At 61.4% G+C, this 23,527-nt stretch carries 19 protein-coding genes; 12 read left to right on the top strand and 7 right to left on the bottom strand.

The annotated features are described in order from the left end of the window. Positions 1–48 precede the first annotated feature (48 nt). Together pap and AB4O09_RS22530 are read left to right on the top strand one after the other, a co-directional pair. Complete coding sequence (gene pap / locus AB4O09_RS22535) at positions 49–1,566, top strand: polyphosphate:AMP phosphotransferase (RefSeq protein ID WP_460107532.1); 1,518 nt, start codon at positions 49–51, stop codon at positions 1,564–1,566. A gap of 103 nt (positions 1,567–1,669) precedes the next feature. After that, entirely contained in the window at positions 1,670–2,854 is a 1,185-nt protein-coding gene (locus AB4O09_RS22530) for a thiolase family protein (RefSeq protein ID WP_027912730.1), read from the top strand. 175 nt (positions 2,855–3,029) lie between these two features. Here AB4O09_RS22530 and AB4O09_RS22525 read toward each other — a convergent pair whose 3' ends face one another. Then, positions 3,030–3,227, bottom strand: coding sequence for a DUF6316 family protein (locus tag AB4O09_RS22525; protein WP_003199200.1), 198 nt, complete (start codon positions 3,225–3,227; stop codon positions 3,030–3,032). A 190-nt stretch (positions 3,228–3,417) separates the two neighbouring features. Between AB4O09_RS22525 and AB4O09_RS22520 the strand changes: the two genes are divergently transcribed. After that, the gene (locus AB4O09_RS22520; RefSeq protein ID WP_027912729.1) at positions 3,418–4,368 is read left to right on the top strand and encodes a DMT family transporter; all 951 of its coding nucleotides are present in this window, start codon (positions 3,418–3,420) and stop codon (positions 4,366–4,368) included. 93 nt (positions 4,369–4,461) lie between these two features. Here AB4O09_RS22520 and AB4O09_RS22515 read toward each other — a convergent pair whose 3' ends face one another. Next, on the bottom strand, positions 4,462–5,856 hold the full coding sequence (locus AB4O09_RS22515) for a class II fumarate hydratase (protein ID WP_460107530.1): 1,395 nt from the start codon (positions 5,854–5,856) through the stop codon (positions 4,462–4,464). Positions 5,857–6,047: 191 nt separating this feature from the next. Here AB4O09_RS22515 and AB4O09_RS22510 point away from each other — a divergent pair, with 191 nt between their 5' ends. The 7 genes from AB4O09_RS22510 to AB4O09_RS22480 all read left to right on the top strand — a co-directional run bounded on the left by AB4O09_RS22510 (position 6,048) and on the right by AB4O09_RS22480 (position 14,102). Then, positions 6,048–6,575, top strand: a complete 528-nt coding sequence (locus AB4O09_RS22510) for a DUF2059 domain-containing protein (protein ID WP_003199204.1) — start codon at positions 6,048–6,050, stop codon at positions 6,573–6,575. Positions 6,576–6,587: 12 nt separating this feature from the next. Continuing rightward, positions 6,588–6,887, top strand: a complete 300-nt coding sequence (locus AB4O09_RS22505) for a BolA family protein (protein WP_003199206.1) — start codon at positions 6,588–6,590, stop codon at positions 6,885–6,887. A gap of 317 nt (positions 6,888–7,204) precedes the next feature. Further along, positions 7,205–8,146 (top strand): oxygen-dependent tRNA uridine(34) hydroxylase TrhO, encoded by a 942-nt coding sequence (gene trhO / locus AB4O09_RS22500; protein WP_003199207.1) that lies wholly within the window; start codon positions 7,205–7,207, stop codon positions 8,144–8,146. Positions 8,147–8,182: 36 nt separating this feature from the next. Next, a complete protein-coding gene (locus tag AB4O09_RS22495) occupies positions 8,183–8,785 on the top strand; it encodes a DsbA family protein (RefSeq protein WP_172436066.1) in 603 nt (200 codons plus the stop codon). Next, positions 8,778–10,604 carry an ABC transporter ATP-binding protein gene (locus AB4O09_RS22490; protein ID WP_003199211.1) on the top strand — a complete coding sequence of 609 codons (1,827 nt, stop codon included), beginning with the start codon at positions 8,778–8,780 and terminating at the stop codon, positions 10,602–10,604. Before AB4O09_RS22495 ends, AB4O09_RS22490 begins: the two co-directional genes overlap by 8 nt. 190 nt (positions 10,605–10,794) lie before the next feature. Next, positions 10,795–13,254 (top strand): EAL domain-containing protein, encoded by a 2,460-nt coding sequence (locus AB4O09_RS22485; protein ID WP_003199213.1) that lies wholly within the window; start codon positions 10,795–10,797, stop codon positions 13,252–13,254. Between the two features lie 77 nt (positions 13,255–13,331). Beyond that, positions 13,332–14,102, top strand: a complete 771-nt coding sequence (locus AB4O09_RS22480; RefSeq protein ID WP_250886181.1) for a TenA family transcriptional regulator — start codon at positions 13,332–13,334, stop codon at positions 14,100–14,102. Between the two features lie 139 nt (positions 14,103–14,241). On the opposite strand, the gene AB4O09_RS22475 is transcribed toward AB4O09_RS22480, so the two are convergent. The 5 genes from AB4O09_RS22475 to AB4O09_RS22455 form a co-directional block, all read right to left on the bottom strand. Continuing rightward, positions 14,242–15,168, bottom strand: coding sequence for a GGDEF domain-containing protein (locus tag AB4O09_RS22475; protein WP_003199217.1), 927 nt, complete (start codon positions 15,166–15,168; stop codon positions 14,242–14,244). Between the two features lie 355 nt (positions 15,169–15,523). Next, complete coding sequence (locus AB4O09_RS22470) at positions 15,524–16,264, bottom strand: YciK family oxidoreductase (RefSeq protein ID WP_013692552.1); 741 nt, start codon at positions 16,262–16,264, stop codon at positions 15,524–15,526. Positions 16,265–16,455: 191 nt separating this feature from the next. Beyond that, positions 16,456–17,127 (bottom strand): N-acetylmuramic acid 6-phosphate phosphatase MupP, encoded by a 672-nt coding sequence (gene mupP / locus AB4O09_RS22465; protein WP_038858815.1) that lies wholly within the window; start codon positions 17,125–17,127, stop codon positions 16,456–16,458. Positions 17,128–17,131: 4 nt separating this feature from the next. Continuing rightward, positions 17,132–17,830, bottom strand: a complete 699-nt coding sequence (gene ubiG, locus AB4O09_RS22460) for a bifunctional 2-polyprenyl-6-hydroxyphenol methylase/3-demethylubiquinol 3-O-methyltransferase UbiG (protein WP_003199224.1) — start codon at positions 17,828–17,830, stop codon at positions 17,132–17,134. A gap of 61 nt (positions 17,831–17,891) precedes the next feature. Beyond that, complete coding sequence (locus tag AB4O09_RS22455; protein WP_003199225.1) at positions 17,892–19,223, bottom strand: TRZ/ATZ family hydrolase; 1,332 nt, start codon at positions 19,221–19,223, stop codon at positions 17,892–17,894. A gap of 106 nt (positions 19,224–19,329) precedes the next feature. Here AB4O09_RS22455 and mtnA point away from each other — a divergent pair, with 106 nt between their 5' ends. Beyond that, positions 19,330–20,406: an S-methyl-5-thioribose-1-phosphate isomerase gene (gene mtnA, locus AB4O09_RS22450; RefSeq protein WP_003199227.1), complete on the top strand. Its 1,077-nt coding sequence runs from the start codon at positions 19,330–19,332 to the stop codon at positions 20,404–20,406. Between the two features lie 446 nt (positions 20,407–20,852). Then, the gene (gene gyrA / locus AB4O09_RS22445; protein ID WP_003199229.1) at positions 20,853–23,516 is read left to right on the top strand and encodes a DNA gyrase subunit A; all 2,664 of its coding nucleotides are present in this window, start codon (positions 20,853–20,855) and stop codon (positions 23,514–23,516) included. Positions 23,517–23,527: the final 11 nt, after the last annotated feature.

Genomic DNA, 23,527 nt, shown 5'->3' with positions numbered 1-23,527 from the left:
GCCGCATCCAATCCGCTAGTCTTGGCCCATCCCCGGAAGGAGCTGCCCATGTTTGAATCCGCTGAAATCGGTCACGCCATCGATAAAGAAACCTTTGAGGCCGAAGTGCCGGCCCTGCGTGAAGCGTTGTTGGAGGCGCAGTTCGAGTTGCAGCAGCAGGGCCGGTTTCCGGTCATCGTGCTGATCAATGGCATCGAAGGTGCGGGCAAGGGCGAGACGGTGAAGTTGCTCAACGAGTGGATGGACCCGCGGCTGATCGAAGTGCGCACCTTCGACCAGCAGACCGACGAGGAACTGGCGCGGCCTCGAGCGTGGCGCTACTGGCGGATGCTGCCGGCCAAGGGGCGCATGGGGATTTTCTTCGGCAACTGGTACAGCCAGATGCTGCAAGGCCGAGTCCATGGCGAGTTCAAGGACCCACGGCTCGACCAGGCGATTGCCGGTGCCGAGCGCCTGGAAAAAATGCTCTGCGACGAAGGCGCGCTGATCTTCAAGTTCTGGTTCCACCTGTCCAAGAAACAGATGAAGGCCCGGCTCAAGGGGCTCAAGGATGACCCACTGCACAGCTGGCGCATCAGCCCGCTGGACTGGCAGCAGTCCCAGACCTACGACAAGTTCGTCAAATACGGTGAGCGCGTGCTGCGCCGCACCAGTCGCGATTACGCGCCGTGGCATGTGATCGAAGGGATGGACAGCTGTTATCGCAGCCTCACCGTCGGACGGATCCTGCTCGACGGCTTGCGCCAGGCCCTGGACCGTCCGAAGGTCAAACCGCAAAAGGTCGGCGTGGCGCCGCTGCCCGCGCTGGACGGCCAGGTCACGCTGCTCGACAGCCTGGACATGACCTTGCGCCTGGACAAGGCCGATTACGAAGAACAGCTGATCACCGAGCAGGCGCGGTTCGCCGGCCTGCTGCGGGACAAGCGCATGCGCCAGCATGCCTTGGTGGCGGTGTTCGAGGGCAATGATGCGGCAGGCAAGGGCGGGGCGATCCGGCGGGTCGCGGCAGCCCTGGACCCGCGTCAATACAGCATCGTGCCGATTGCCGCGCCCACTGAAGAAGAGCGCGCCCACCCCTACATGTGGCGGTTCTGGCGGCATATTCCCGCGCGGGGCAAGTTCACCATGTTCGACCGCTCCTGGTACGGCCGGGTGCTGGTGGAGCGGGTCGAAGGCTTTTGCAGCCAGGCCGACTGGCTGCGGGCCTATGGAGAAATCAACGATTTCGAGGAGCAGGTCGCCGATGCCGGCTTGGTGGTGGTCAAGTTCTGGCTGGCCATCGACAAGGAAACCCAGCTGGAGCGTTTCCAGGAGCGCGAGGACATTCCATTCAAGCGCTTCAAGATCACCGAGGACGACTGGCGCAACCGCGACAAGTGGGACGCTTACCGCGCAGCGGTGTGCGACATGGTCGACCGCACGAGCACCGAGATTTCCCCTTGGACATTGGTGGAAGCCAACGACAAGCGCTGGGCGCGGGTCAAGGTGTTGCGTACTCTCAACCAGGCGCTGGAGGCGGCTTTCGAGCGGAGTGCAAAGCAGGCTCGCAAGAAAAAGAAGGGCTAGGGCGATGGGTGCGCATACGCGGGGTGAATGATTGTCGCGGTCGGTTATGCAGTGGATTTATGCTCGATTCACTCTCAACCGGCTACAACAATGAGGTACAGCCATGCGTGAAGTGGTGATCGTCGACAGCGTACGGACCGGCCTGGCCAAGTCCTTTCGCGGCAAGTTCAACATGACCCGTCCAGACGACATGGCGGCCCATTGTGTCGATGCCTTGCTGGCGCGCAACGACATCAATCCGGCCAGTGTCGAGGACTGCATCGTCGGGGCCGGGTCCAATGAAGGCGCCCAGGGCTACAACATCGGGCGCAACGTGGCGGTGCTCTCGAGATTGGGCACCGGCACCGCCGGCATGACCCTCAACCGCTTCTGTTCCTCGGGCCTGCAAGCCATTGCCATCGCCGCCAACCAGATCGCTTCCGGTTGCAGCGACATCATCGTGGCGGGCGGCGTGGAATCTATCAGTCTGACGATGAAAAGCGTCAACACCGACAATCTGATCAACCCGCTGCTCAAGGAGCAGGTGCCCGGGATCTATTTCCCCATGGGCCAGACGGCCGAGATCGTTGCCCGTCGTTACCAGGTCAGCCGCGAGGAACAGGACCGCTACGCCTTGCAGAGCCAGCAGCGCACCGCCAAGGCCCAGGCGGCCGGGTTGTTCAATGACGAAATCATCCCGATGGCGGTCAAGTACCGGGTCGAGGACAAGAACACTGGCGCTGTCCAGATCCTCGACGGTGTGGTCGATCACGACGATTGCAACCGTCCGGACACCACCTACGAAAGCCTGGCCGGCCTGAAACCGGTATTCGCCGAAGACGGTTCGGTGACGGCGGGCAACTCGTCGCAGTTGTCCGACGGGGCCTCGATGACCTTGGTGATGAGCCTGGAAAAAGCCCTGGCGCTGGGGCTCAAGCCCAAGGCGTTTTTCCGCGGCTTCACCGTGGCCGGTTGCGAGCCGGACGAGATGGGCATCGGCCCGGTGTTTTCAGTGCCCAAGCTGCTCAAGGCCAAGGGCTTGCAGATCGCCGATATCGACCTGTGGGAACTCAACGAGGCCTTTGCTTCCCAGTGCCTGTACAGCCGCAACCGGTTGGAAATCGATCCCGAGAAATACAACGTCAACGGCGGCTCGATCTCCATCGGTCATCCGTTCGGCATGACCGGCTCGCGGCAAGTGGGGCACCTGGTGCGCGAGCTGCAACGACGCAACCTGCGCTATGGCATCGTGACCATGTGCGTGGGCGGCGGGATGGGGGCTACGGGGTTGTTTGAGGCGGTGGGATAACCGGGCGCTGACGAGGGGATTATTTATGGCAAGGGGATTTGTCTCTGTGGGAGCAAGGCTTGCCCGCGATGAAGTTGATGCGGTCTCTCAAACCGAGGTGTCTGCATTGCGAGCAAGCTTTGCTCCCACAGGTAAATTCCCTTGCCACAAGGAGCTGCGCCAGCCGTGAGAGTGTTTAGCTGGCAACCTGAGTCAACTGCTGCATCCGCTGGATATACGCTTCTATCTCCACTTCTGCCGCTTCGCGGGTGGCGAACGGACCCTCTTGGGTGCCCTCACGTGTATTGAAATAAAACTCGCCGTTAACCCGGCAGATCCGGTCACTGCGAAAAATAGTCGTAGGGGCGGGATCCAAGGCGCGTTTTCCAAGCATGTCGGGTCTCCAGAGTGCAGCGAGGTCTGTTTCAAATGAGCATATGTGTTGTCCCAGATTCCCGCCTGTCCAACCGATCGACGGCTACGACCCCTACAATCCCATGGGCGGCCTCTGCCAAACTGTCCCTGTGTCGTGACGCAATAGACGCCTAGAATGGACGTCCTTTGTCTTGGGCTTCGAGGGTTGCATGCACATATCGTCCGGTCGCTGGGTCTACGGCCTGTTCCTCGCCCTGTTGACTGCCCTGCTATGGGGAATCCTGCCGATCAAGCTCAAGCAAGTGCTGCAAGTGATGGATCCGGTCACCGTGACCTGGTTTCGCTTGCTGGTGTCCGGCGGTTTGCTGTTCATCTATTTGGCCGCCACCCGGCGCCTGCCCAGTCACAAGGTCCTGGGCCCACGGGGCGGCTGGCTGGTAGCGATGGCGGTGCTCGGGCTGGTGGGCAACTACGTGTTGTACCTGATGGGCCTGAACCGCTTGAGCCCCGGCACCGCACAATTGGTGGTGCAGATGGGACCGATCATGTTGCTGGTCGCCAGTCTGTTCGTGTTCAAGGAGCGTTTCAGCGTGGGGCAGGGCATCGGCCTGCTGGTGTTGCTGATCGGTTTTACGCTGTTTTTCAACCAGCGCCTGGGCGAGTTGCTGACGTCCCTGAGCGACTACACCGCCGGGGTCCTGATGGTGTTGCTGGCGTCGACGGTCTGGACGTTTTATGCCCTGGGCCAGAAGCAATTGTTGACGGTGTGGAATTCGTTGCAGGTGATGATGGTGATCTACCTGTTCTGCGCGTTGCTGCTCACGCCCTGGGTGCATCCGTTGGAGGCGCTGCAATTGAGCCCGTTGCAAGGCTGGCTGTTGCTCGCATGCTGCCTCAACACGCTGATTGCCTATGGCGCGTTTGCCGAAGCCTTGGCCCATTGGGAGGCGTCGCGGGTCAGCGCGACCCTGGCGATCACGCCGCTGGTGACGTTCGCCGCAGTGGCGACGGCGGCTTGGTGGTGGCCTGATTATGTCCATGCCGAGCAGATCAATCTGCTGGGGTATGGCGGGGCGGTGCTGGTGGTGCTGGGGTCGGCGCTGGTTGCCCTGGGCCCGTCGCTGATCGCCGGGCTCAGGGCCCGGCGCGTGGGACATTAGCCCCCTGTGGGAGCGAGCCTGCTCGCGATGGCGGCCTGACAGGCAATAGAAATGTCGAGCCTGCCGGCCCCATCGCGAGCAGGGGGACTGGCGTTAACCCTGGCTACCGGCCTCCAGCATATTCTCCGGCCGCACCCAGGCATCGAACTCTTCATCGGTCAGGTACCCCAGTTTCAGCGCCGCCTCACGCAGGGTCAAGCCTTCGCCGTAGGCTTTCTTGGCGATTTCCGCAGACTTGTCGTAGCCGATGTGCGGGTTCAGCGCAGTCACCAGCATCAACCCACGCTCCAGATGCGCGGCCATCTGCTCGGCATCCGGCTCGAGCCCGGCGATGCAGTGCTGCTGGAAGTTGCTGCAGCCATCGGCCAGAAGGCGAATCGATTGCAGCAGGTTGTGGATGATCACCGGTTTGAACACGTTCAACTGCAAATGCCCCTGGCTGGCGGCAAAACCGATGGTCACGTCGTTGCCCATGACCTGGCAGGCCAGCATCGACAAGGCTTCGCACTGGGTCGGGTTGACCTTGCCGGGCATGATGGAACTGCCCGGTTCGTTGGCCGGCAGTTTCACCTCGGCGAACCCGGCCCGTGGTCCGGAGCCCAGCAGGCGCAGGTCGTTGGCAATCTTCATCAAGGTCACGGCGAGGGTTTTCAGCGCGCCAGACAGGGACGTCAGGGGTTCATGGCCGGCCAGCGCGGCAAACTTGTTCGGCGCGGTGACGAACGGCAGGCCCGACAGCGCCGCCAGTTCAGCGGCAATCGCTTCGCCGAAACCATGGGGTGAATTGAGCCCGGTGCCGACTGCCGTGCCGCCCTGGGCCAGTTCGCAGACCGCCGGTAGCGTGGCGCGGATCGCCCGTTCGGCGTAATCGAGTTGAGCAATGAACGCCGACAGTTCCTGGCCGAAGGTGATTGGCGTGGCATCCATCATGTGGGTTCGGCCGGTCTTGACCAGTTTCATGTGGCGCGCCGCCAGTTCCGCCAGGCCACCGGAAAGCTCGCTGATGGCCGGAAGCAATTGCTGGTGGACGGCCTGGGCGGCAGCAATGTGCATCGCAGTGGGGAAGCAGTCGTTGGAACTCTGCGAGCGGTTGACGTGGTCGTTGGGGTGCACCGGGCTCTTGCCGCCGCGAGGGTTGCCGGCCAGTTCGTTGGCGCGCCCGGCGATCACCTCGTTGACGTTCATGTTGCTCTGGGTTCCGCTGCCGGTCTGCCAGACCACCAGTGGAAACTGGTCGTCATGCTGGCCGGCCAGCACTTCGTCGGCGGCCTGTTCGATCAGGCGGGCGATGTCGGCGGGGAGGTCGCCATTGCGATCATTGACCCGCGCGGCGGCTTTCTTGATCAGTGCCAATGCGTGCAACACCGACAGCGGCATGCGTTCGTTGCCAATGGCGAAGTTGATCATGGAACGCTGCGTCTGGGCGCCCCAGTAGGCGTCGTCCGGGACTTCAACCTGGCCAAGGCTGTCGGTTTCGATACGGCTCATCGGGTCAAACTCCTTAAGGGCTGAATGCGCAGTTTAGGCCCAGATGGGCGGCGCCGGTTCCCTCAATCTAGGAGCGATGGGTTCGGCCCGTCAATCGGACCCGGCAAGCATCGGGGTTGAGGCCCAGCGTTTTTTAGGCGCAGAATGGTCGCCCTTGGGGTTTTACCTCGCCTGTAATGAAAGGAAACTCGATGACCCGTCTTCGTGCCATCTGTACCGCAGTTGCTCTGGTGTGTGCCAGCGGCCCTGTTTTCGCCGATACCGCCAGCCACAACGCCAGCGCCGAAGCGTTCCTGACCCTGGCGCACGCTGACAAACTGGGCACTCCGGTATACATGCAAGTGCAGCAGATGTTTGCCCAGCGCTTTGAACAGACCAAGGCCCCTGAGTCGAAAAAAGCCACCCTGGAAACCTACCAGGCCAAGGCCAATGCCGCGTTGGACCAAGCCATCGGCTGGAACAAGCTCAAGCCGGACATGGTCAAGCTCTACACCAGCAACTTCAGCGAATCTGAGCTCAAGGACCTGGTCGCTTTCTATCAATCGCCACTGGGCAAGAAAGTCCTCGAGAAAATGCCGCAGTTGACCCAGCAATCGGCCCAACTGACCCAGGCCAAGCTTGAAAGCGCGGTACCGGTGGTCAACAAGCTGCTGGCGGACATGACGGCCGAGCTCGAGCCAAAAGGCGCCGCCCCTGCCCCTGCCAAGAAAAAGCCGTAAGCGGAGCCTGGTATGAGCATGCAACAACGCATCGAATCGACACTCGGGCTCTTGCAGCCCGAGTATTTGCAAGTGCTGGATGAAAGCCACATGCACAGCCGTGGCCTGCAGACCCACTTCAAGGCCGTGGTGGTCAGCCAGCAGTTCGAAGGGCTCAATCGCGTCAAGCGCCACCAGAAGGTCTACGGCACGCTGGGCGAGCTGATGGGTGAGTTCCATGCGTTGGCGCTGCACACCTACACCCCCGAAGAATGGGCGCAGATCGACGCGGCCCCGGCTTCGCCGACGTGTGCCGGTGGCAGCAAGCACTGATTGGGCTGCGGTGGATGGCAAAGCCTTGAGTCTGTGGGAGCAAAGCCCTATGGGAGTGAGCACCTGTGGGAGCAAAGCTTGCTCGCGATGAAGTTGATGCGGTCTCTCAAAAACCGAGGTGTCCGCATCGCGAGCAAAGCTTTGCTCCCACAGGGCCTTGCTCCCACAGAGTGATCCTCACGGCACTGTTGCGCACAGCAATCGCTGTCTGCACCCCTCCTGTTTTTTGTTAGAATCCGCAACGCGCCGCTCACTCGGCGCGTTTTTTTTCGCATCCGGTTCACCCTTTACGAGGGTAGCCACCTGGAGAAACACCCATGGCACAACCCATTGTCGTGGCGGCACTGTATAAGTTCGTCACCCTGGAAGATTATGTCGAGCTGCGTGAGCCCTTGCTCAAGGCCATGCTCGACAACGGCATCAAAGGCACGTTGCTGATCGCCGAAGAAGGCATCAACGGCACGGTCTCCGGCACTCGCGAAGGCATCGACGGCTTGCTGGCCTGGCTCAAGAACGATCCGCGCATGATCGACATCGACCATAAAGAGTCGTACTGCGATGAGCAGCCGTTCTACCGCACCAAGGTCAAGCTCAAGAAAGAAATCGTCACCCTCGGCGTCGAAGGCGTGGACCCTAACAAGCAGGTCGGCACTTATGTCGAACCGCAGGACTGGAACGCGCTGATCAGCGATCCGGAAGTGTTGTTGATCGACACCCGTAACGATTACGAAGTGTCCATCGGCACCTTCGAGGGCGCCATCGACCCCAAGACCACCAGCTTTCGTGAATTCCCTGAGTACATCAAGGCCAACTTCGACCCGGCCAGGCACAAGAAAGTCGCGATGTTCTGCACCGGCGGCATTCGTTGTGAAAAAGCCTCCAGCTACATGCTCGGCCAGGGTTTCGACGAGGTCTATCACCTCAAGGGCGGCATCCTGAAATACCTCGAAGAGGTCCCCCAGGAAGAAACCAAGTGGCGCGGCGACTGCTTCGTGTTCGACAACCGCGTGACTGTTCGCCACGACCTCAGCGAAGGGGACTACGATCAATGTCACGCTTGTCGTACCCCGGTAAGCGTAGAAGACCGCGCCTCGGAGCACTATGTGCCTGGCATCAGTTGCCCGCATTGCTGGGATAAACTGAGCGAGAAGACCCGTCGCAGCGCCATCGACCGGCAGAAGCAGATCGAGTTGGCCAAGGCTCGCAACATGCCGCACCCGATCGGCTACAACTACAAGCAAACATCTTCAGAGGCTTGAACCATGGCGTCACGCCTGCTCTATGTGATGGACCCGATGTGCTCCTGGTGCTGGGGCTTTGCGCCGGTGGCCGAGGCGTTGGTAGAGCAGGCGCATGCCGCGGGGGTGGAGTTGCACCTGGTGGTGGGTGGTTTGCGCACTGGCAGCGGTTCGGCGCTGGAGCCGACCACCCGTCGCTACATTCTTGAACACTGGCAGGCGGTCACCCAGGCCACCGGCCAGCCTTTCAAGCTCGAAGGCGCATTGCCGGACGGTTTTGTCTACGACACCGAGCCTGCCTGCCGGGCACTGGTCACGGCTCGCAGCCTGGCCCCGGACCTGGCCTGGAAGTTGGTGAAGTTGATCCAGCAGGCTTTTTATGTGCAAGGCCGCGACGTGACCCACGCCAGCGTGCTGGTGGAGTTGGCCGAACAGGCCGGGCTGCCCCGCATCGAATTCGCCGCGGCCTTCGACCGCGCCGACCAACATGCGGCCACCGCTGCGGATTTCACCTGGGTACAGGACCTGGGCATTGCCGGATTCCCCACACTGTTGGCCGAGCGTGATGGGCAGTTGGCCTTGTTGACCAACGGTTACCAGCCCCTGAGCCAACTGTCGCCTTTGCTGGGCCGCTGGCTGGAGCGCGCGACCTGTGCCTGACCGGCCGCCAGATACGTCGGCCTCGCAGCGCATCGACCGGTTGAGTTGGGCGGAAATCCGTCGCCTGGCCCTCAAGCATAAAAAAGCCCTGTGGATCGCCAACGGCGTGGCCGTGCTGGCGACGCTGTGCAGCGTGCCGATCCCGTTGCTATTGCCGTTGCTGGTGGATGAAGTCCTGCTGGGGCATGGCGATGCGGCCCTGAAAGTCATGAACCAGGCGTTGCCCATGGGCTGGCAGCGCGCGGCCGGCTACATCGGGCTGATGTTGCTGGTAACCCTGGCCCTGCGCTGTGGCGCATTGCTGTTCAACGTGGTGCAGGCGCGCTTGTTCGCCCGGTTGGCCAAGGACATCGTCTATCGCATTCGCATCCGGTTGATCGAACGTCTCAAACGAATTTCCCTGGGCGAATACGAAAGCCTGGGCAGCGGCACCGTGGCGGCCCACCTGGTCACCGACCTGGACACCCTGGACAAATTCATCGGCGAAACCCTCAGTCGTTTCCTTGTGGCGATGCTGACCCTGGTGGGCACCGCCGGGATCCTGGTGTGGATGCACTGGGAGCTGGCGCTGCTGATCCTGCTGTTCAATCCGCTGGTGATCTACGCCACGGTGCAGTTGGGCAAGCGGGTCAAGCACCTCAAGAAACTGGAGAACGACAGTACCTCGCGCTTCACCCAGGCCTTGACCGAAACCCTGGATGCCATCCAGGAAGTGCGCGCTGGTAACCGCCAGGGTTACTTCCTTGGCCGCTTGGGAATGCGCGCCAAGGAGGTCCGTGATTACGCCGTGAGTTCGCAGTGGAAGACCGACGCCTCGAACCGCGCCAGTGGTTTGCTGTTCCAGTTCGGCATCGATATTTTTCGCGCGGCGGCCATGCTCACCGTGGTGTTTTCCGACCTGTCCATCGGCCAGATGCTGGCGGTCTTCAGCTACCTCTGGTTCATGATCGGGCCGGTCGAGCAACTGTTGAACCTGCAGTACGCCTATTACGCCGCTGGCGGTGCCTTGAACCGGATCAATGAACTGCTGGCCCGGGCCGACGAGCCCCAGTACACGGGCGTTGTCGATCCGTTCAAGGGCCGTGACACGGTGGGCATCGAGATCCAGGGGTTGAGTTTCGGCTACGGCGAGGAGCTGGTGCTCAACCAGTTGAACCTGTCCATCTCGCCGGGCGAGAAAGTCGCCATCGTCGGGGCCAGCGGCGGCGGCAAGAGCACCCTGGTGCAGTTGTTACTGGGGCTGTACACGCCGCAATCGGGCAGCATTCGTTTCGGTGGCGCCACGCAGCAGGAGATCGGCCTGGAGACCATCCGGGAGAATGTTGCGGTGGTGTTGCAACATCCGGCGCTGTTCAACGACACGGTGCGGGCCAACCTCGCCATGGGCCGTGAGTGCAGTGACGACGACTGCTGGCGGGCTCTGGAAATCGCCCAGCTCGATGCCACCGTACGGGCGCTGCCCCAGGGCCTGGAGAGCGTCGTTGGACGTTCCGGGGTGCGGCTTTCGGGCGGACAGCGTCAACGGCTGGCTATCGCTCGCATGGTATTGGCCGATCCGCGGGTGGTGATTCTCGACGAAGCCACCTCGGCACTGGACGCTGCCACCGAGTACAACCTTCACCAGGCATTGGCGCGTTTTTTGAGCGCACGCACCACGCTGATCATCGCCCACCGGCTCTCGGCGGTGAAGCAGGCCGATCGGGTATTGGTGTTCGACGGTGGGCAAATCGCCGAAGACGGCGACCATTTGCAGCTGATTGCCGAAGGTGGCCTGTACGCCCGACTCTATGGTCATTTGCAACAGATTCAGCAGCCTTGAGTTTCTAGCGCTTTTCTGCGCTTAGTATCGGAAAAAAAGCAGGCAAACACGCCGATTTTTCTGAATTCCACGCAAAGTCTGTCGATCTGTTCATCCATTCATTCGAAGGGTCGAAAACTAGCCTAGGCTATTGAGTCAGGAGCGGAATTCTGGCGGGTGTTCATCCGGCAATACCTGTGCAAGGGACCTCATGAAGCAAAAGCAGACTCTCGGAACACCACGGCTGCTGGGCATCGTCTGGCCCTTTATCGCCGTCGTGCTATTTCAGGCATTGCTTGGCGGCGTCAGCCTTTACGTGCTGTCCGCCGTTCGCGGCTATGTGGCGGGGGAGAGTCTCTGGTCCAAGGGCCAGAAAGACGCCATCTATTACCTCAATCTCTACGCCGACAGCCGCGACGAGGCGATTTTCCGCAAATACCAGCAAGCCATCGCCGTCCCCGAGGGCGGCCATGAACTGCGGGTGGCGCTGGACCGCAAACCGCCGGATCTCGAAGCCGCACGGGCCGGGATTCTCCAAGGTGGCAACCATCCTGATGACGTGTCCAGCGTGATCTGGTTGTACCTCAATTTTCGCCACTTCAGTTACCTGGAAGAAGCCATCGATCTCTGGACGGTGGGCGACGGCTACCTGATCGAGCTGGATAACGTCGCCCGGCAGATGCACAGCAGCATTGCCGCAGGCCAGGCGTCGGAAGTGGATATCCGCGGCTGGAAGGCCCAGATATTTGCGATCAACGACTCCGTTACCCCGGCTGCCAAGGCATTCAGCGACGCACTGGGCGAGGGCTCGCGTTTTATCCTGCGGCTCCTGCTGGTGACCAATTTCGCCACTGCCCTGGGATTGATCGTCCTGGCGTTGTTGCGCACCCATAAACTGCTCGCCCAGCGGCAGGTGTTCGCCAACGCGCTGCAGATGGAGAAAGAGCGGGCGCAGATCACCCTGCAATCCATTGGCGACGGGGTCATCACCACCGACGTCGAGGGCGCCATCGCCTACATGAACCCCGCTGCCGAAGCGATGACCCATTGGAAAGCCGAACACGCCACGGGCTTGCCCCTGGCGGCGCTGTTCAATTTGCTCGATGACAATGCCCAGACCGAGGGGCTGACCCTGATCGAGCACATCCTCAGCGGCCGGCTCAGCGGCGCCAGCGAACATTCCAAACTGATCCAGCGCCTGGATGGCAGCACCGTGTCGGTCACCCTGGTGGGCGCGCCAATCCGTCATGCGGGCAAGGTCAGCGGCGCTGTGCTGGTGTTGCATGACATGACCCAGGAACGCCAATACATCGCCAACCTGTCGTGGCAGGCTACCCATGACGCCTTGACTGGCCTGGCGAACCGCCGGGAATTCGAATATCGCCTCGAGCAGGCCTTGCACAACCTCACTCGCCAGGTCGGGCGCCATGCCTTGATGTTTCTCGACCTGGACCAGTTCAAGCTGGTCAACGACACCTGCGGCCATGCAGCGGGTGACGAATTGTTGCGCCATATCTGCGCCTTGTTGCAATCAGGGCTGCGGGAAAACGACACCCTGGCCCGGCTGGGCGGGGATGAGTTCGGGATCTTGCTGGAGAACTGTTCGCCGGAAGCGGCGGAAAAGATTGCCGAAGGGCTGCGCCAGACCGTGCAGAACCTGCACTTTGTCTGGAAGGGCCGGCCGTTCGTGACCACCGTGAGCATCGGCCTGGTGCATATCGCCCAGACGCCGACGACCCTCGAGGCGTCCCTGCGGGCTGCCGACATGGCCTGCTACATGGCCAAGGAAAAGGGCCGCAACCGGGTCCAGGTCTATCATGCCGACGACTCGGAGCTGTCCCTGCGTTTTGGCGAAATGGCCTGGGTCCAGCGCTTGCACATGGCCCTGGAGGAAAATCGCTTCTGCCTCTACGCCCAGGAAATCGCCGCGTTGGGCCCGGGCGAGCATGGTGGCGGGCACATTGAGATCCTGCTACGCCTGCATGACGAAGCCGGGCGGATGATCCTGCCGGACAGCTTCATTCCCGCGGCGGAACGCTACGGCCTGATGACCTCCCTGGACCGTTGGGTGGTGGAGAATGTCTTCAAGATCATCCGCCAGTGCCTGAATGATTCGCGACAGGGGCCCATGGCGATGTGTGCGATCAATCTGTCAGGCACAACGATCGGAGATCAGGCGTTCCTCGATTTCCTGCGTAAACAGTTCGCGGCCTACTCGATTCCGCCGGAAATGATTTGTTTTGAAATTACAGAAACCAGCGCTATTTCGAATTTGGGCAGTGCGATCCGCTTTATCAATGAACTCAAGAGCTTGGGATGTTACTTCTCGCTGGATGACTTTTGCGCCGGAATGTCTTCATTCGCTTACCTGAAACATTTACCTGTAGACTTCCTGAAGATCGACGGGAGTTTCGTAAAGGATATGCTGGACGACCCGATTAACCGTGCAATGGTCGAAGTGATCAATCACATCGGCCACGTCATGGGTAAGCGCACGATTGCCGAGTTTGTTGAAACCGCCCAGATCGAGCAGGCATTGCTGGAAATAGGGGTGGATTACGCTCAGGGGTATGTGATCGAACGCCCGCAATTGTTTACCTGCGACACGTTGCAATGTCGGCCGGCCCGGCCCCAGCCGTTGTTATTCAAGGCCCCCGGCACGTTCCGCTGAACCTCTTGTTGATCCGGAAAATCACAATCAAAAGGAGCCCGACAGTGATCGACACATTCAACCGAACAGGCCCGCTCATGGACGCCACGAGCTATCCGAAATGGGCACAGCAGCTCATTACCGATTGCAGCGAGAGCAAGCGCCGGGTTGTCGAACACGAACTGTATCAGCGCATGCGCGACAACAAGCTCAGCGCCAGGACCATGCGCCACTACCTCATTGGTGGTTGGCCGGTCGTCGAACAGTTCGCTTTATACATGGCACAGAACCTCACCAAGACCCGCTTTGCCCGCCACCCCGGCGAGGACATGGCGCGTCGCTGGCTGATGCGCAACATTCGTGTCGAACTCAACCATGCCGACTACTGGGTCAACTGGAGCGCCGCCCATGGCGTGACCCTGGAAGACCTGCAAGCCCAGCATGTGCCGCCTGAGCTGCATGCCTTGAGCCACTGGTGCTGGCACACCAGTTCCTCGGATTCGTTGATCGTGGCCATCGCCGCGACCAACTATGCGATTGAGGGGGCCACGGGAGAGTGGTCGGCGCTGGTGTGTTCCAGCGGTGTCTACGCGGCCGCTTTCGCCGAGGAAGACCGCAAGCGGGCCATGAAGTGGCTGAAGATGCATGCCCAGTACGACGATGCCCATCCTTGGGAAGCCCTGGAAATCATCTGTACGCTGGCGGGGATGAACCCAAGCAAAGCCCTGCAAACGGAGCTGCGCCAGGCCGTGTGCAAGAGCTATGACTACATGTACCTGTTCCTGGAGCGTTGCATGCAACTGGAGCAGTCGGAGACGGTGAGCAAGTCTTCATCCACCCGCGAGCGCCTGGCACTGGCGGAAAGCTGATTTGCATCGCTGCGAATAAGTAACCCAGTGTGGGAGCGAGTCTGCTTGCGAAGAGGTCTGGACAGTCAACGGGGAGGTTGACAGCCAGATCGTCATCGTCGGATCGCCGCCCGGAGCAAGCTCGCTCCCACCATTGTTTTCAGCCTGCCATTGCCAGTCGATTACGTCCTTCGCGCTTGGCCACGTACAGTGCGCTGTCAGCCCTGCGCAGCAGGCTTTCCGATGATTCCCCTGGTAGCAGGGTGGCGCAACCCAGGCTGACCGTCAGCTCGATCCTTGTGCCTGCGGCGAAATAATCCTGGGTCTGGGCGGCATAACGCAGCCGTTCACCGACCATGGCCGCAGCATCCCGGCTGGTATTGGCCAGCAGGATCAGAAATTCTTCACCGCCGAACCTGAACACCATGTCCACGTTGCGCAGCTGGCTCTTGATCGACTCGGCCACGGCCTTGAGCACTTCGTCGCCAACGCCGTGACCATGGCTATCGTTGATGCGCTTGAAATGGTCGATGTCGAGCATCAGCACCGACAAGGGCTGCGAATGACGCTTGGCCATGTCGATCTCACGCATCAGCGTCTGGTCCATGGCAATGCGGTTGCCGGTACCGGTCAGCGGATCGCGCAGGGCGCTCTGGGTCGCGGCGCGATAGAGCAGTGCGTTGCGCAGTGGATACAGCAGCGTCGACATGATGGATTCAAGGTCGCTCTGTTCCGCTTCAGTGAAGCGCTGGTTGCGACGGAATACCAGTTCACCCAGGTGTTCGCCTTCATGGCTGAGGTTATAGCTGAGGGTGTGATGCCCGCGTTGCCCGAACTCCAGGCGCAGATCACTGGCTTTGTGCTGGTAGGCCAACGCATCCAGGGGCACCAGCCGCTGGACTTCCCGGAAAAACAGGCCGAGGATTCGCTGTGGCTCCAGGCTGGTCTGCAGCTGCTGGCTCAGTTGCTGGCGCAATTGCGAAAGACTGACGGAGCGTGCCGCGAGCGGCGATGGCTGGCCAAGACCCAGACGCTGCAATTTGGCGCTGTCGAAGTCAATCGCGTTGATCTGGGTGGGCGTTTTCATATTGGCGTTAGCCCCTAAGCTAAATCTGTCCTGGCAGGTTGGGTGTGGCGGCTTTGGGCTGCGCGTCGTACTGGTCCTTCAGTCCCGTAGGACACTGATTTGAGTTTAGTCTGCTTTCCCTGGCAGGCATAAGTCTCGTCTCAACGTCCATTACTTGCCGAACATGGCATGTTTGAGGAAGTTTAGAGCGAAAGTCGTGCCATTCGGTTCACTTCAATAAAAACCGATTGAAAATCAATGAATTGGTAGAAAGATACGGCAGTCCTGGCGACGTGGACTTGGCGGTTCGCCTCGCTGGGCATCGACCCAAGGCCCGTACCGCGACGGTAAATCGTCGCGACACGGGCCGGGCTCACTATTGCGCGTTGAACGCCTGGCCGTTGACGCCGGAGCTGTCCGGGCCCATGAGGTACAGGTAGACCGGCATGATCTCCTCGGGCGTCGGATTGTTGAGCGGGTTTTCCCCCGGGTAGGCCTGGGCGCGCATGCTGGTGCGGGTGGCGCCGGGGTTGATGCTGTTGGCGCGCACGGCGGCGACGGTGTCGACTTCGTCGGCCAGGGTCTGCATCAGCCCCTCGGTGGCGAACTTGGACACGCCATAGGCGCCCCAATACGCCCGGCCCTTGCGCCCGACGCTGCTGGAGGTGAATACCACGGACGCATCCTTGGACAGCTTGAGCAGGGGCAGCAAGGTGCTGGTGAGCATGAACATCGCGTTGACGTTGACGTGCATCACCCGCATGAAATTCTCACCGGACAACTGTTCCAGGGGGGTACGCGGGCCGATGATCGAGGCGTTGTGCAGCAGGCCGTCCAGATGACCGAACTCGGTTTCGATCATGGCCGCCAGTTCATCGTACTGATGAGGCAGCGCGGTTTCGAGGTTGAACGGGATCACCGCTGGCTGCGGATGACCGGCCGCTTCGATTTCATCGTAGACCTGGGTCAGGTTGGCTTCGGTCTTGCCCAGCAGCAGCACGGTGGCGCCATGGGCGGCGTAGGCTTTCGCGGCAGCGGCACCGATCCCGCGGCCGGCGCCGGTGACCAGAATCATCCGGCCATTGAGCAGATCGGGGCGGGCGGAATAATCAAACATAAAAAAACCTCAACAAATCAATCTGTTGGCAGAAGCTGTAGTGTCAGGGGATTGAGCCCCGCCATTGGAAGCAGGCTGTGGGAGCAAAGCTTGCTCGCGAAACAGGCGCCTCGATTTCTGGACGACCGCATCGCCTTCATCGCGGGCAAGCCTTGCTCCCACATAAATTCCTTCATCACAAGACAGTCATATCAGCAACCGCACAGCGCGTTATCCAGCACCTCGCGCAGTGCCGATGGGTGATCGATCACCACATCCGCGCCCCAGTGCCTGGGGTTGTCGTCCGGGTGGATGTAGCCATAGGTCACCGCACACGTCTTGGTGCCGGCGCTGCGACCGGACTCGATGTCCCGCAGATCATCACCCACGAACAGCACGCTGGCCGGGTCCAGGTCGAGCAGCTTGCACGCCAGGGTCAGTGGTTCCGGGTCCGGCTTGCTGTTTTTCACATGGTCAGGGCAGATCAGCACTTTCGAGCGTTCGGCCAGGCCCAGTTGCTGCATGATCGGTTCGGCGAAGCGCACCGGCTTGTTGGTGACCACGCCCCAGATCAGGTTGGCCGCTTCGATATCGGCCAGCACCTTGGCCATGCCGTCGAACAAATGGCTGTGGACCGCGCAACCCTTGAGGTAGCGGTCGAGGAACTCCTGACGCAGTTCCTCGAACCCCGGTGATTCCGGGTCCATGGAAAAGGTCACAGCGACCATCGCCCGGGCACCGCCGGAAATCTCGTCGCGAATGTGCTGCGTGTTCATCGGTGGCAAGCCACGGTCGGCGCGCATGGCCTGGCAGATGGCGATGAAATCCGGCGCGGTGTCGAGCAGCGTGCCGTCCATGTCGAAGAGAACCGCTTTGAGACGCATCGACTTACTCCTCGCGCAGGGTCTGGATCATGTAGTTGACGTCGACGTCGGCGGCCAGCTTGTAGTGCTTGGTCAGCGGATTGTAGGTCAGGCCAATGATGTCCTTGACGGTCAGCCCGGCCGCACGGCTCCAGGCGCCCAGTTCGGAAGGGCGGATGAATTTCTTGAAGTCGTGAGTGCCGCGAGGCAGCAGCTTCATGATGTATTCGGCGCCGACGATGGCGAACAGGTAGGCCTTCGGGTTGCGGTTGATGGTGGAGAAAAACACCTGGCCGCCCGGCTTGACCATGCGGAAGCAGGCGCGGATGACCGACGACGGATCCGGCACGTGCTCGAGCATTTCCAGGCAGGTGACCACGTCGAATTGGCCGGGCATTTCTTCGGCCAGGGCTTCGGCGGTGATCTGCCGGTATTCCACGCTGACGCCCGACTCCAGCTGATGCAGTTGTGCAACCGCCAGTGGCGCTTCGCCCATGTCGATGCCCATCACCGTCGCCCCGCGCTGGGCCATGGCTTCGCTGAGGATACCGCCGCCACAACCGACGTCGAGCACCTTCTTGCCAGCCAGGTTGACCCGTTCGTCAATCCAGTTGACCCGCAGCGGGTTGATGTCGTGCAGCGGCTTGAATTCACTTTCGCGGTCCCACCAGCGATGGGCCAGGGCTTCGAATTTGGCGATTTCGGCGTGGTCGACGTTGCTCATGTGCAGATCCTCGAAAAGCTTGAAAAATCAGGTGCCCCGAGCCGTGGCTCAAGGGGCGTGGTTATTCGTTGTGGCCGCTGATGCGGCGACCCCAGGCCTGGGCCGTGGCGATCAGTCTTGATTCGTCCATGCGGGTCAGTCGGCCATCTTCCAATAGCGGCTTGCCGCCCACCCACAGGTGTTTTACGCAATCGCGCCCGGTGGCATAAATCAGTTGCGACACCGGGTCGTAGATCGGCTGCTGGGCCAGGCCCGACAGATCGAAGGCCACCAGGTCGGCGGCCTTGCCGACTTCCAGCGAGCCGACTGTCGCTTCGATGCCCAGCGCCCGGGCGCCATTGAGCGTAGCCATGCGCAGTGCCCGATGAGCATCCAGGGCCGTGGCGGAACCGGCGACGGCCTTGGCCAGCAGGGCGGCGGTGCGGGTTTCGCCGAGCAGATCCAGGTCGTTGTTGCTCGCCGCGCCGTCGGTGCCGAGGGCGACATTGACGCCGGCCTGCCACAGGCGCTCCACCGGGCAGAAACCGCTGGCCAGCTTCAGGTTCGATTCCGGGCAGTGGATCACGCTGCAATTGCTTTCTACCAGCAAGGCCTGGTCTTCGTCGCTGATTTGAGTCATGTGCACGGCCTGAAAGCGTGGCCCCAGCAGGCCAAGTCGTCCCAGGCGCGCCAGCGGTCGCTCCGCTGTGTTATCCACAGCCTGCTGCACTTCGAAGGCGGTTTCGTGAACGTGCATATGAATGGCCGCGTCCAGCTCCTCGGCGATCACGCGGATTTTCTCCAGGTTCTCGTCGCCTACGGTGTAGGGCGCGTGCGGACCGAATGCGACTTTGATCCGTGGGTGGTGCTTGAGGTCGCCAAACAGCTCGATGCCCTGACGAATGGCTTCGTCGGCGCTGGCGGCGCCGGGGATCGGGAAATCGAGGATTGGAATCGCGATTTGCGCACGAATACCACTGTCGTGGACACACTCGCTGGCGATCTTGGGGTAGAAATACATGTCGGAGAAGCAGGTGATGCCGCCCTTGATCTGCTCGGCGATTGCCAGGTCGGTGCCATCGCGCACGAAATCTTCATCGACCCATTTGGCTTCCGCCGGCCAGATATGCTGTTCGAGCCAGCTCATCAAGGGCAGGTCGTCGGCCAGGCCGCGGAACAGCGTCATGGCTGCGTGGCCATGGGCATTGATCAGGCCGGGGCTGAGCAGCATGCCGGGCAGCTCGCGGACCTGGGCGGCGTCACATTTGAGGGCTTCTGCCCGTGGACCGATGAACACGATGCAGCCGTCGCGAATGCCCAGGCCATGATCCTTGAGCACTACACCGGCGGGTTCGACAGGCACCAACCAGGTCGGCAGCAATAATAAGTCGAGCGCAACGGCAGGCTTGGGCATCGTGGAACGGTTCCATGGGGTATAAAGGATGGCGAAGTATACCCGAGCGTCTTCGCGGAGGGATCGCTATAATCGGCGGCTTTTGTTCATGAGTACGGGGTGAAGGATGCGCGATCGACTATTGGCTGCGGAGAAGGTGAAGGCCATCGATTGGCGTGATGGCGTCCTGTACCTGTTGGACCTGCGTGTCTTGCCGTTCGAGGAAAACTGGATCGCCTGCACCTGTGCCGCCGATGTGGCCGAGGCCATTGGCTCGCTGGTGGTGCGCGGCGCGCCGGCCATCGGCATCAGCGCGGCTTATGGTGTGGTGCTGGCGGCGCGGGCCAGGATGGCCGAGGGCGGTGACTGGCAAGCGGCGCTGGAGGCTGATTTTGCCTTGCTGGCCCAGGCCCGGCCGACAGCGGCGAACCTCTTCTGGGCGCTGGATCGGATGCGCGACCGGTTGGGACGCTTGAAAGAGCACACCGAGCCGCTGGCGGTGCTTGAGGCTGAAGCCATCGCGATCCACGAAAGTGACCGCGAAGCCAACCTGACCATGGCCCAGCTCGGTGTCGACCTGATCCGCAAGCACCAGGGCAACGCCCAGGCCATCCTCACCCACGGCAACACCGGTGCCCTGGCGACTGGCGGCTTCGGCACGGCCTTGGGGGTCATCCGTGGCGCGTATATCGAAGGCATGGTGGAGCGCGTCTATGCCGACGAAACCCGTCCATCGCAGCAAGGCTCGCGCCTGACGGCGTGGGAGCTGGCCCATGAGGGCATCCCAGTGACCCTCAACGCCGATTCCGCCGCTGCCCACATCATGAAGACGAAAGGTGTGACCTGGGTGATCGTCGGTGCCGACTGCATCACCGCCAATGGCGACGTGGCGAACAAGATCGGCACCTATCAACTGGCGGTCTGTGCCATGCACCATGGCGTGCGTTTCATGGTGGTGGCGCCGAGTTCGACCATCGACATGAGCCTGGCCAGCGGTGATGACATTCCGCTCGAGGAGCGCGATGGGCGTGAACTGCTGGAAATTGGTGGTAAGAGGCTTGGCGCGGAGGTGGACGCCTTCAACCCGGCGTTCGATGTCACTCCGGCGGATTTGATCGACGTCATCGTCACGGAGAAGGGCATCATCGAGCGCCCGGACACCGCCAAGCTGGCGCAGTTGATGTGTCGCAAGCGGTTGCATTGAAGGCCTTTTGGTGTCTGATCCACCGCCATCGCGAGCAGGCTCGCTCCCACAGTGGATAGGAGGTGTGTCTGAAATTTCAGACACAAAAGATCCTTGTAGGAGCGAGCTTGCTCGCGATGAGGTCCTCAAAGGCAACAAATGCCTTGCATTTTCGCCCTGATTCTCCATCCGTAGCGCTTCTAAGCCCCTCTGGTCCCATATCAGCCTGTCACCGGTCAACTAACTACGCACCATGCGCATCTGGGGGATAGGTGCGTGGCGGCTCTTGTGATAACATCCGGCGGTTTCCAAGGCTGCCTCGCGAGGTGGCCTTTACTGCGCAGATCCATGGCATAACTCGTTGATTTGTCGTAAGTCGCTGCACGGCACTTGTTCTGCAGCGGCGAGCTTCGTTCGTCCCATCTGGATGTGACGAGGTTTCACCAGAAAAAGGAATCAGGCTTCTCATGGGCGAACTGGCCAAAGAAATCCTCCCGGTCAATATCGAAGACGAGCTGAAACAGTCCTACCTCGACTACGCAATGAGCGTAATCGTCGGGCGGGCGCTGCCGGATGCGCGCGATGGCTTGAAGCCCGTGCACCGGCGCGTGCTGTTCGCGATGAGCGAGCTGGGCAACGACTTCAACAAGCCGTACAAGAAATCTGCCCGTGTCGTCGGCGACGTGATCGGTAAGTATCACCCCCACGGCGACACTGCCGTGTACGACACCATCGTTCGTATGGCGCAGCCATTCTCCTTGCGCTACCTGCTGGTAGACGGCCAGGGCAACTTCGGTTCCGTGGACGGCGACAACGCCGCGGCCATGCGATACACCGAAGTGCGCATGACCAAGCTGGCTCACGAACTGCTGGCCGACCTGCACAAGGAAACCGTGGACTGGGTGCCGAACTACGACGGCACCGAAATGATCCCGGCGGTCATGCCGACCCGTATCCCGAACCTGCTCGTCAACGGCTCCAGCGGTATTGCCGTGGGCATGGCGACCAACATCCCGCCGCACAACCTCGGTGAAGTCATCGACGGTTGCCTGGCCCTCATCGACAATCCCGAGCTGACCGTCGATGAGCTGATGCAATACATCCCGGGGCCGGACTTCCCGACCGCCGCGATCATCAACGGTCGCGCCGGCATCATCGAAGCCTACCGCACCGGCCGTGGCCGCATTTACATGCGCGCCCGCTCCACCGTCGAAGACATCGACAAGGTCGGTGGTCGCCAGCAGATCGTCATCACCGAACTGCCGTACCAGCTGAACAAGGCTCGCCTGATCGAGAAGATCGCCGAGCTGGTGAAAGAGAAGAAGCTCGAGGGCATCACCGAGCTGCGTGACGAGTCCGACAAGGACGGCATGCGCGTCGTGATCGAGTTGCGTCGTGGCGAAGTGCCTGAGGTGATCCTCAACAACCTCTACGCCCAGACCCAGTTGCAAAGCGTGTTCGGCATCAACATCGTTGCGTTGATCGACGGCCGTCCGCGGATCCTGAACCTCAAGGACCTGCTGGAAGCCTTCGTGCGTCACCGTCGCGAAGTGGTCACCCGTCGTACCGTATTCGAGCTGCGCAAGGCTCGCGAGCGTGGTCACATTCTCGAAGGCCAGGCCGTTGCCCTGTCGAACATCGACCCGGTGATCGCCTTGATCAAGGCCTCGCCAACGCCGTCGGAAGCCAAGGAAGCGCTGATCAGCACCCCTTGGGAGTCCTCCGCGGTGGTGGCAATGGTCGAGCGCGCTGGCGCCGACTCGTGCCGTCCGGAGAACCTCGACCCGCAGTACGGCCTGCGCGAAGGCAAGTACTTCCTGTCCCCGGAACAGGCGCAAGCCATCCTGGAACTGCGCCTGCACCGCCTGACCGGCCTGGAGCACGAGAAGCTGCTGGCCGAGTACCAGGAAATCCTCAACCAGATCGGCGAGCTGATCCGCATCCTCAACAGCGCCACGCGCCTGATGGAAGTGATCCGCGAAGAGCTGGAAGTGATTCGTGCCGAGTACGGCGACGTGCGCCGCACCGAGATCCTCGATGCGCGCCTGGACCTGACCCTGGGTGACATGATCCCGGAAGAAGAGCGCGTGGTGACCATTTCCCACGGCGGCTACGCCAAGACCCAGCCGCTGGCTGCCTACCAGGCCCAGCGTCGCGGCGGCAAAGGCAAGTCGGCGACCGGCGTCAAGGACGAGGACTACATCGCTCACCTGCTGGTCGCCAACAGCCACACCACGCTGCTGCTGTTCTCCAGCAAAGGCAAGGTGTACTGGCTCAAGACCTACGAAATCCCGGAAGCGTCCCGTGCCGCACGTGGCCGTCCGCTGGTCAACCTGTTGCCGCTGGACGATGGTGAATACATCACCACCATGCTGCCGGTGGAGGAATACACCGAAGGTCACTACATCTTCATGGCTACCGCCAATGGCACCGTGAAGAAGACCCCGCTGGAATCCTTCAGCCGCCAGCGCAGCGTCGGCCTGATCGCCCTGGAGCTGGACGAAGGCGACGTACTGATTTCCGCCGCCATCACCGACGGCGAGCGTGAGGTCATGCTGTTCTCCGACGGTGGCAAGGTCACTCGCTTCAAGGAATCCGACGTGCGTGCCATGGGCCGTACCGCCCGCGGTGTGCGCGGCATGCGCCTGCCGGAAGGCCAGAAGCTGATTTCCATGCTGATTCCCGAAGAAGGCAGCCAGATCCTTACCGCTTCGGCGCGTGGTTATGGCAAACGCACGGCCATCAGCGAGTTCCCTGAGTACAAGCGTGGTGGCCAGGGCGTGATCGCCATGGTCAGCAACGATCGTAACGGTCGTCTGGTTGGCGCTGTCCAGGTGCTCGATGGCGAGGAGATCATGCTGATCTCCGACCAGGGTACCCTGGTGCGTACACGAGTTGCCGAAGTCTCGAGCCTGGGTCGTAACACCCAGGGCGTGACGCTGATCAAGCTGGCCAGCGACGAAACGCTGGTAGGGCTTGAGCGGGTGCAGGAGCCATCGGAAGTCGAAGGCGAGGAGCTGGAAGGCGAGGAAGGCGTGGCGTTCGAGGGCACCCTGGGTGCCGATGTCGACGACGTGACCGGCGACCAACCGCTCGACGCTGCCGCAGACGAAGAAGAACCGCAGGACTAAGCGGACACGTG

The sequence above is a fragment of the Pseudomonas sp. H1_F01 genome, from assembly GCF_054681425.1.
The sequence above is the reverse complement of the archived record's forward strand: the minus strand, read 5'-3'. Positions and strand labels throughout refer to the sequence as shown.

Coding starts and splice junctions, on each gene's coding strand:
- AB4O09_RS22525 (WP_003199200.1), bottom strand. CDS start 3,227: ATGCTTGGAAAACGCGCCTTGGATCCCGCCCCTACGACTATTTTTCGC.
- AB4O09_RS22455 (WP_003199225.1), bottom strand. CDS start 19,223: ATGCCCAAGCCTGCCGTTGCGCTCGACTTATTATTGCTGCCGACCTGG.
- AB4O09_RS22520 (WP_027912729.1), top strand. CDS start 3,418: ATGCACATATCGTCCGGTCGCTGGGTCTACGGCCTGTTCCTCGCCCTG.
- AB4O09_RS22530 (WP_027912730.1), top strand. CDS start 1,670: ATGCGTGAAGTGGTGATCGTCGACAGCGTACGGACCGGCCTGGCCAAG.
- AB4O09_RS22470 (WP_013692552.1), bottom strand. CDS start 16,264: ATGTTTGATTATTCCGCCCGCCCCGATCTGCTCAATGGCCGGATGATT.
- AB4O09_RS22485 (WP_003199213.1), top strand. CDS start 10,795: ATGAAGCAAAAGCAGACTCTCGGAACACCACGGCTGCTGGGCATCGTC.
- pap (WP_460107532.1), top strand. CDS start 49: ATGTTTGAATCCGCTGAAATCGGTCACGCCATCGATAAAGAAACCTTT.
- mtnA (WP_003199227.1), top strand. CDS start 19,330: ATGCGCGATCGACTATTGGCTGCGGAGAAGGTGAAGGCCATCGATTGG.
- gyrA (WP_003199229.1), top strand. CDS start 20,853: ATGGGCGAACTGGCCAAAGAAATCCTCCCGGTCAATATCGAAGACGAG.
- AB4O09_RS22480 (WP_250886181.1), top strand. CDS start 13,332: ATGGACGCCACGAGCTATCCGAAATGGGCACAGCAGCTCATTACCGAT.
- trhO (WP_003199207.1), top strand. CDS start 7,205: ATGGCACAACCCATTGTCGTGGCGGCACTGTATAAGTTCGTCACCCTG.
- AB4O09_RS22495 (WP_172436066.1), top strand. CDS start 8,183: ATGTGCTCCTGGTGCTGGGGCTTTGCGCCGGTGGCCGAGGCGTTGGTA.
- AB4O09_RS22510 (WP_003199204.1), top strand. CDS start 6,048: ATGACCCGTCTTCGTGCCATCTGTACCGCAGTTGCTCTGGTGTGTGCC.
- mupP (WP_038858815.1), bottom strand. CDS start 17,127: ATGCGTCTCAAAGCGGTTCTCTTCGACATGGACGGCACGCTGCTCGAC.
- AB4O09_RS22505 (WP_003199206.1), top strand. CDS start 6,588: ATGAGCATGCAACAACGCATCGAATCGACACTCGGGCTCTTGCAGCCC.
- ubiG (WP_003199224.1), bottom strand. CDS start 17,830: ATGAGCAACGTCGACCACGCCGAAATCGCCAAATTCGAAGCCCTGGCC.
- AB4O09_RS22515 (WP_460107530.1), bottom strand. CDS start 5,856: ATGAGCCGTATCGAAACCGACAGCCTTGGCCAGGTTGAAGTCCCGGAC.
- AB4O09_RS22475 (WP_003199217.1), bottom strand. CDS start 15,168: ATGAAAACGCCCACCCAGATCAACGCGATTGACTTCGACAGCGCCAAA.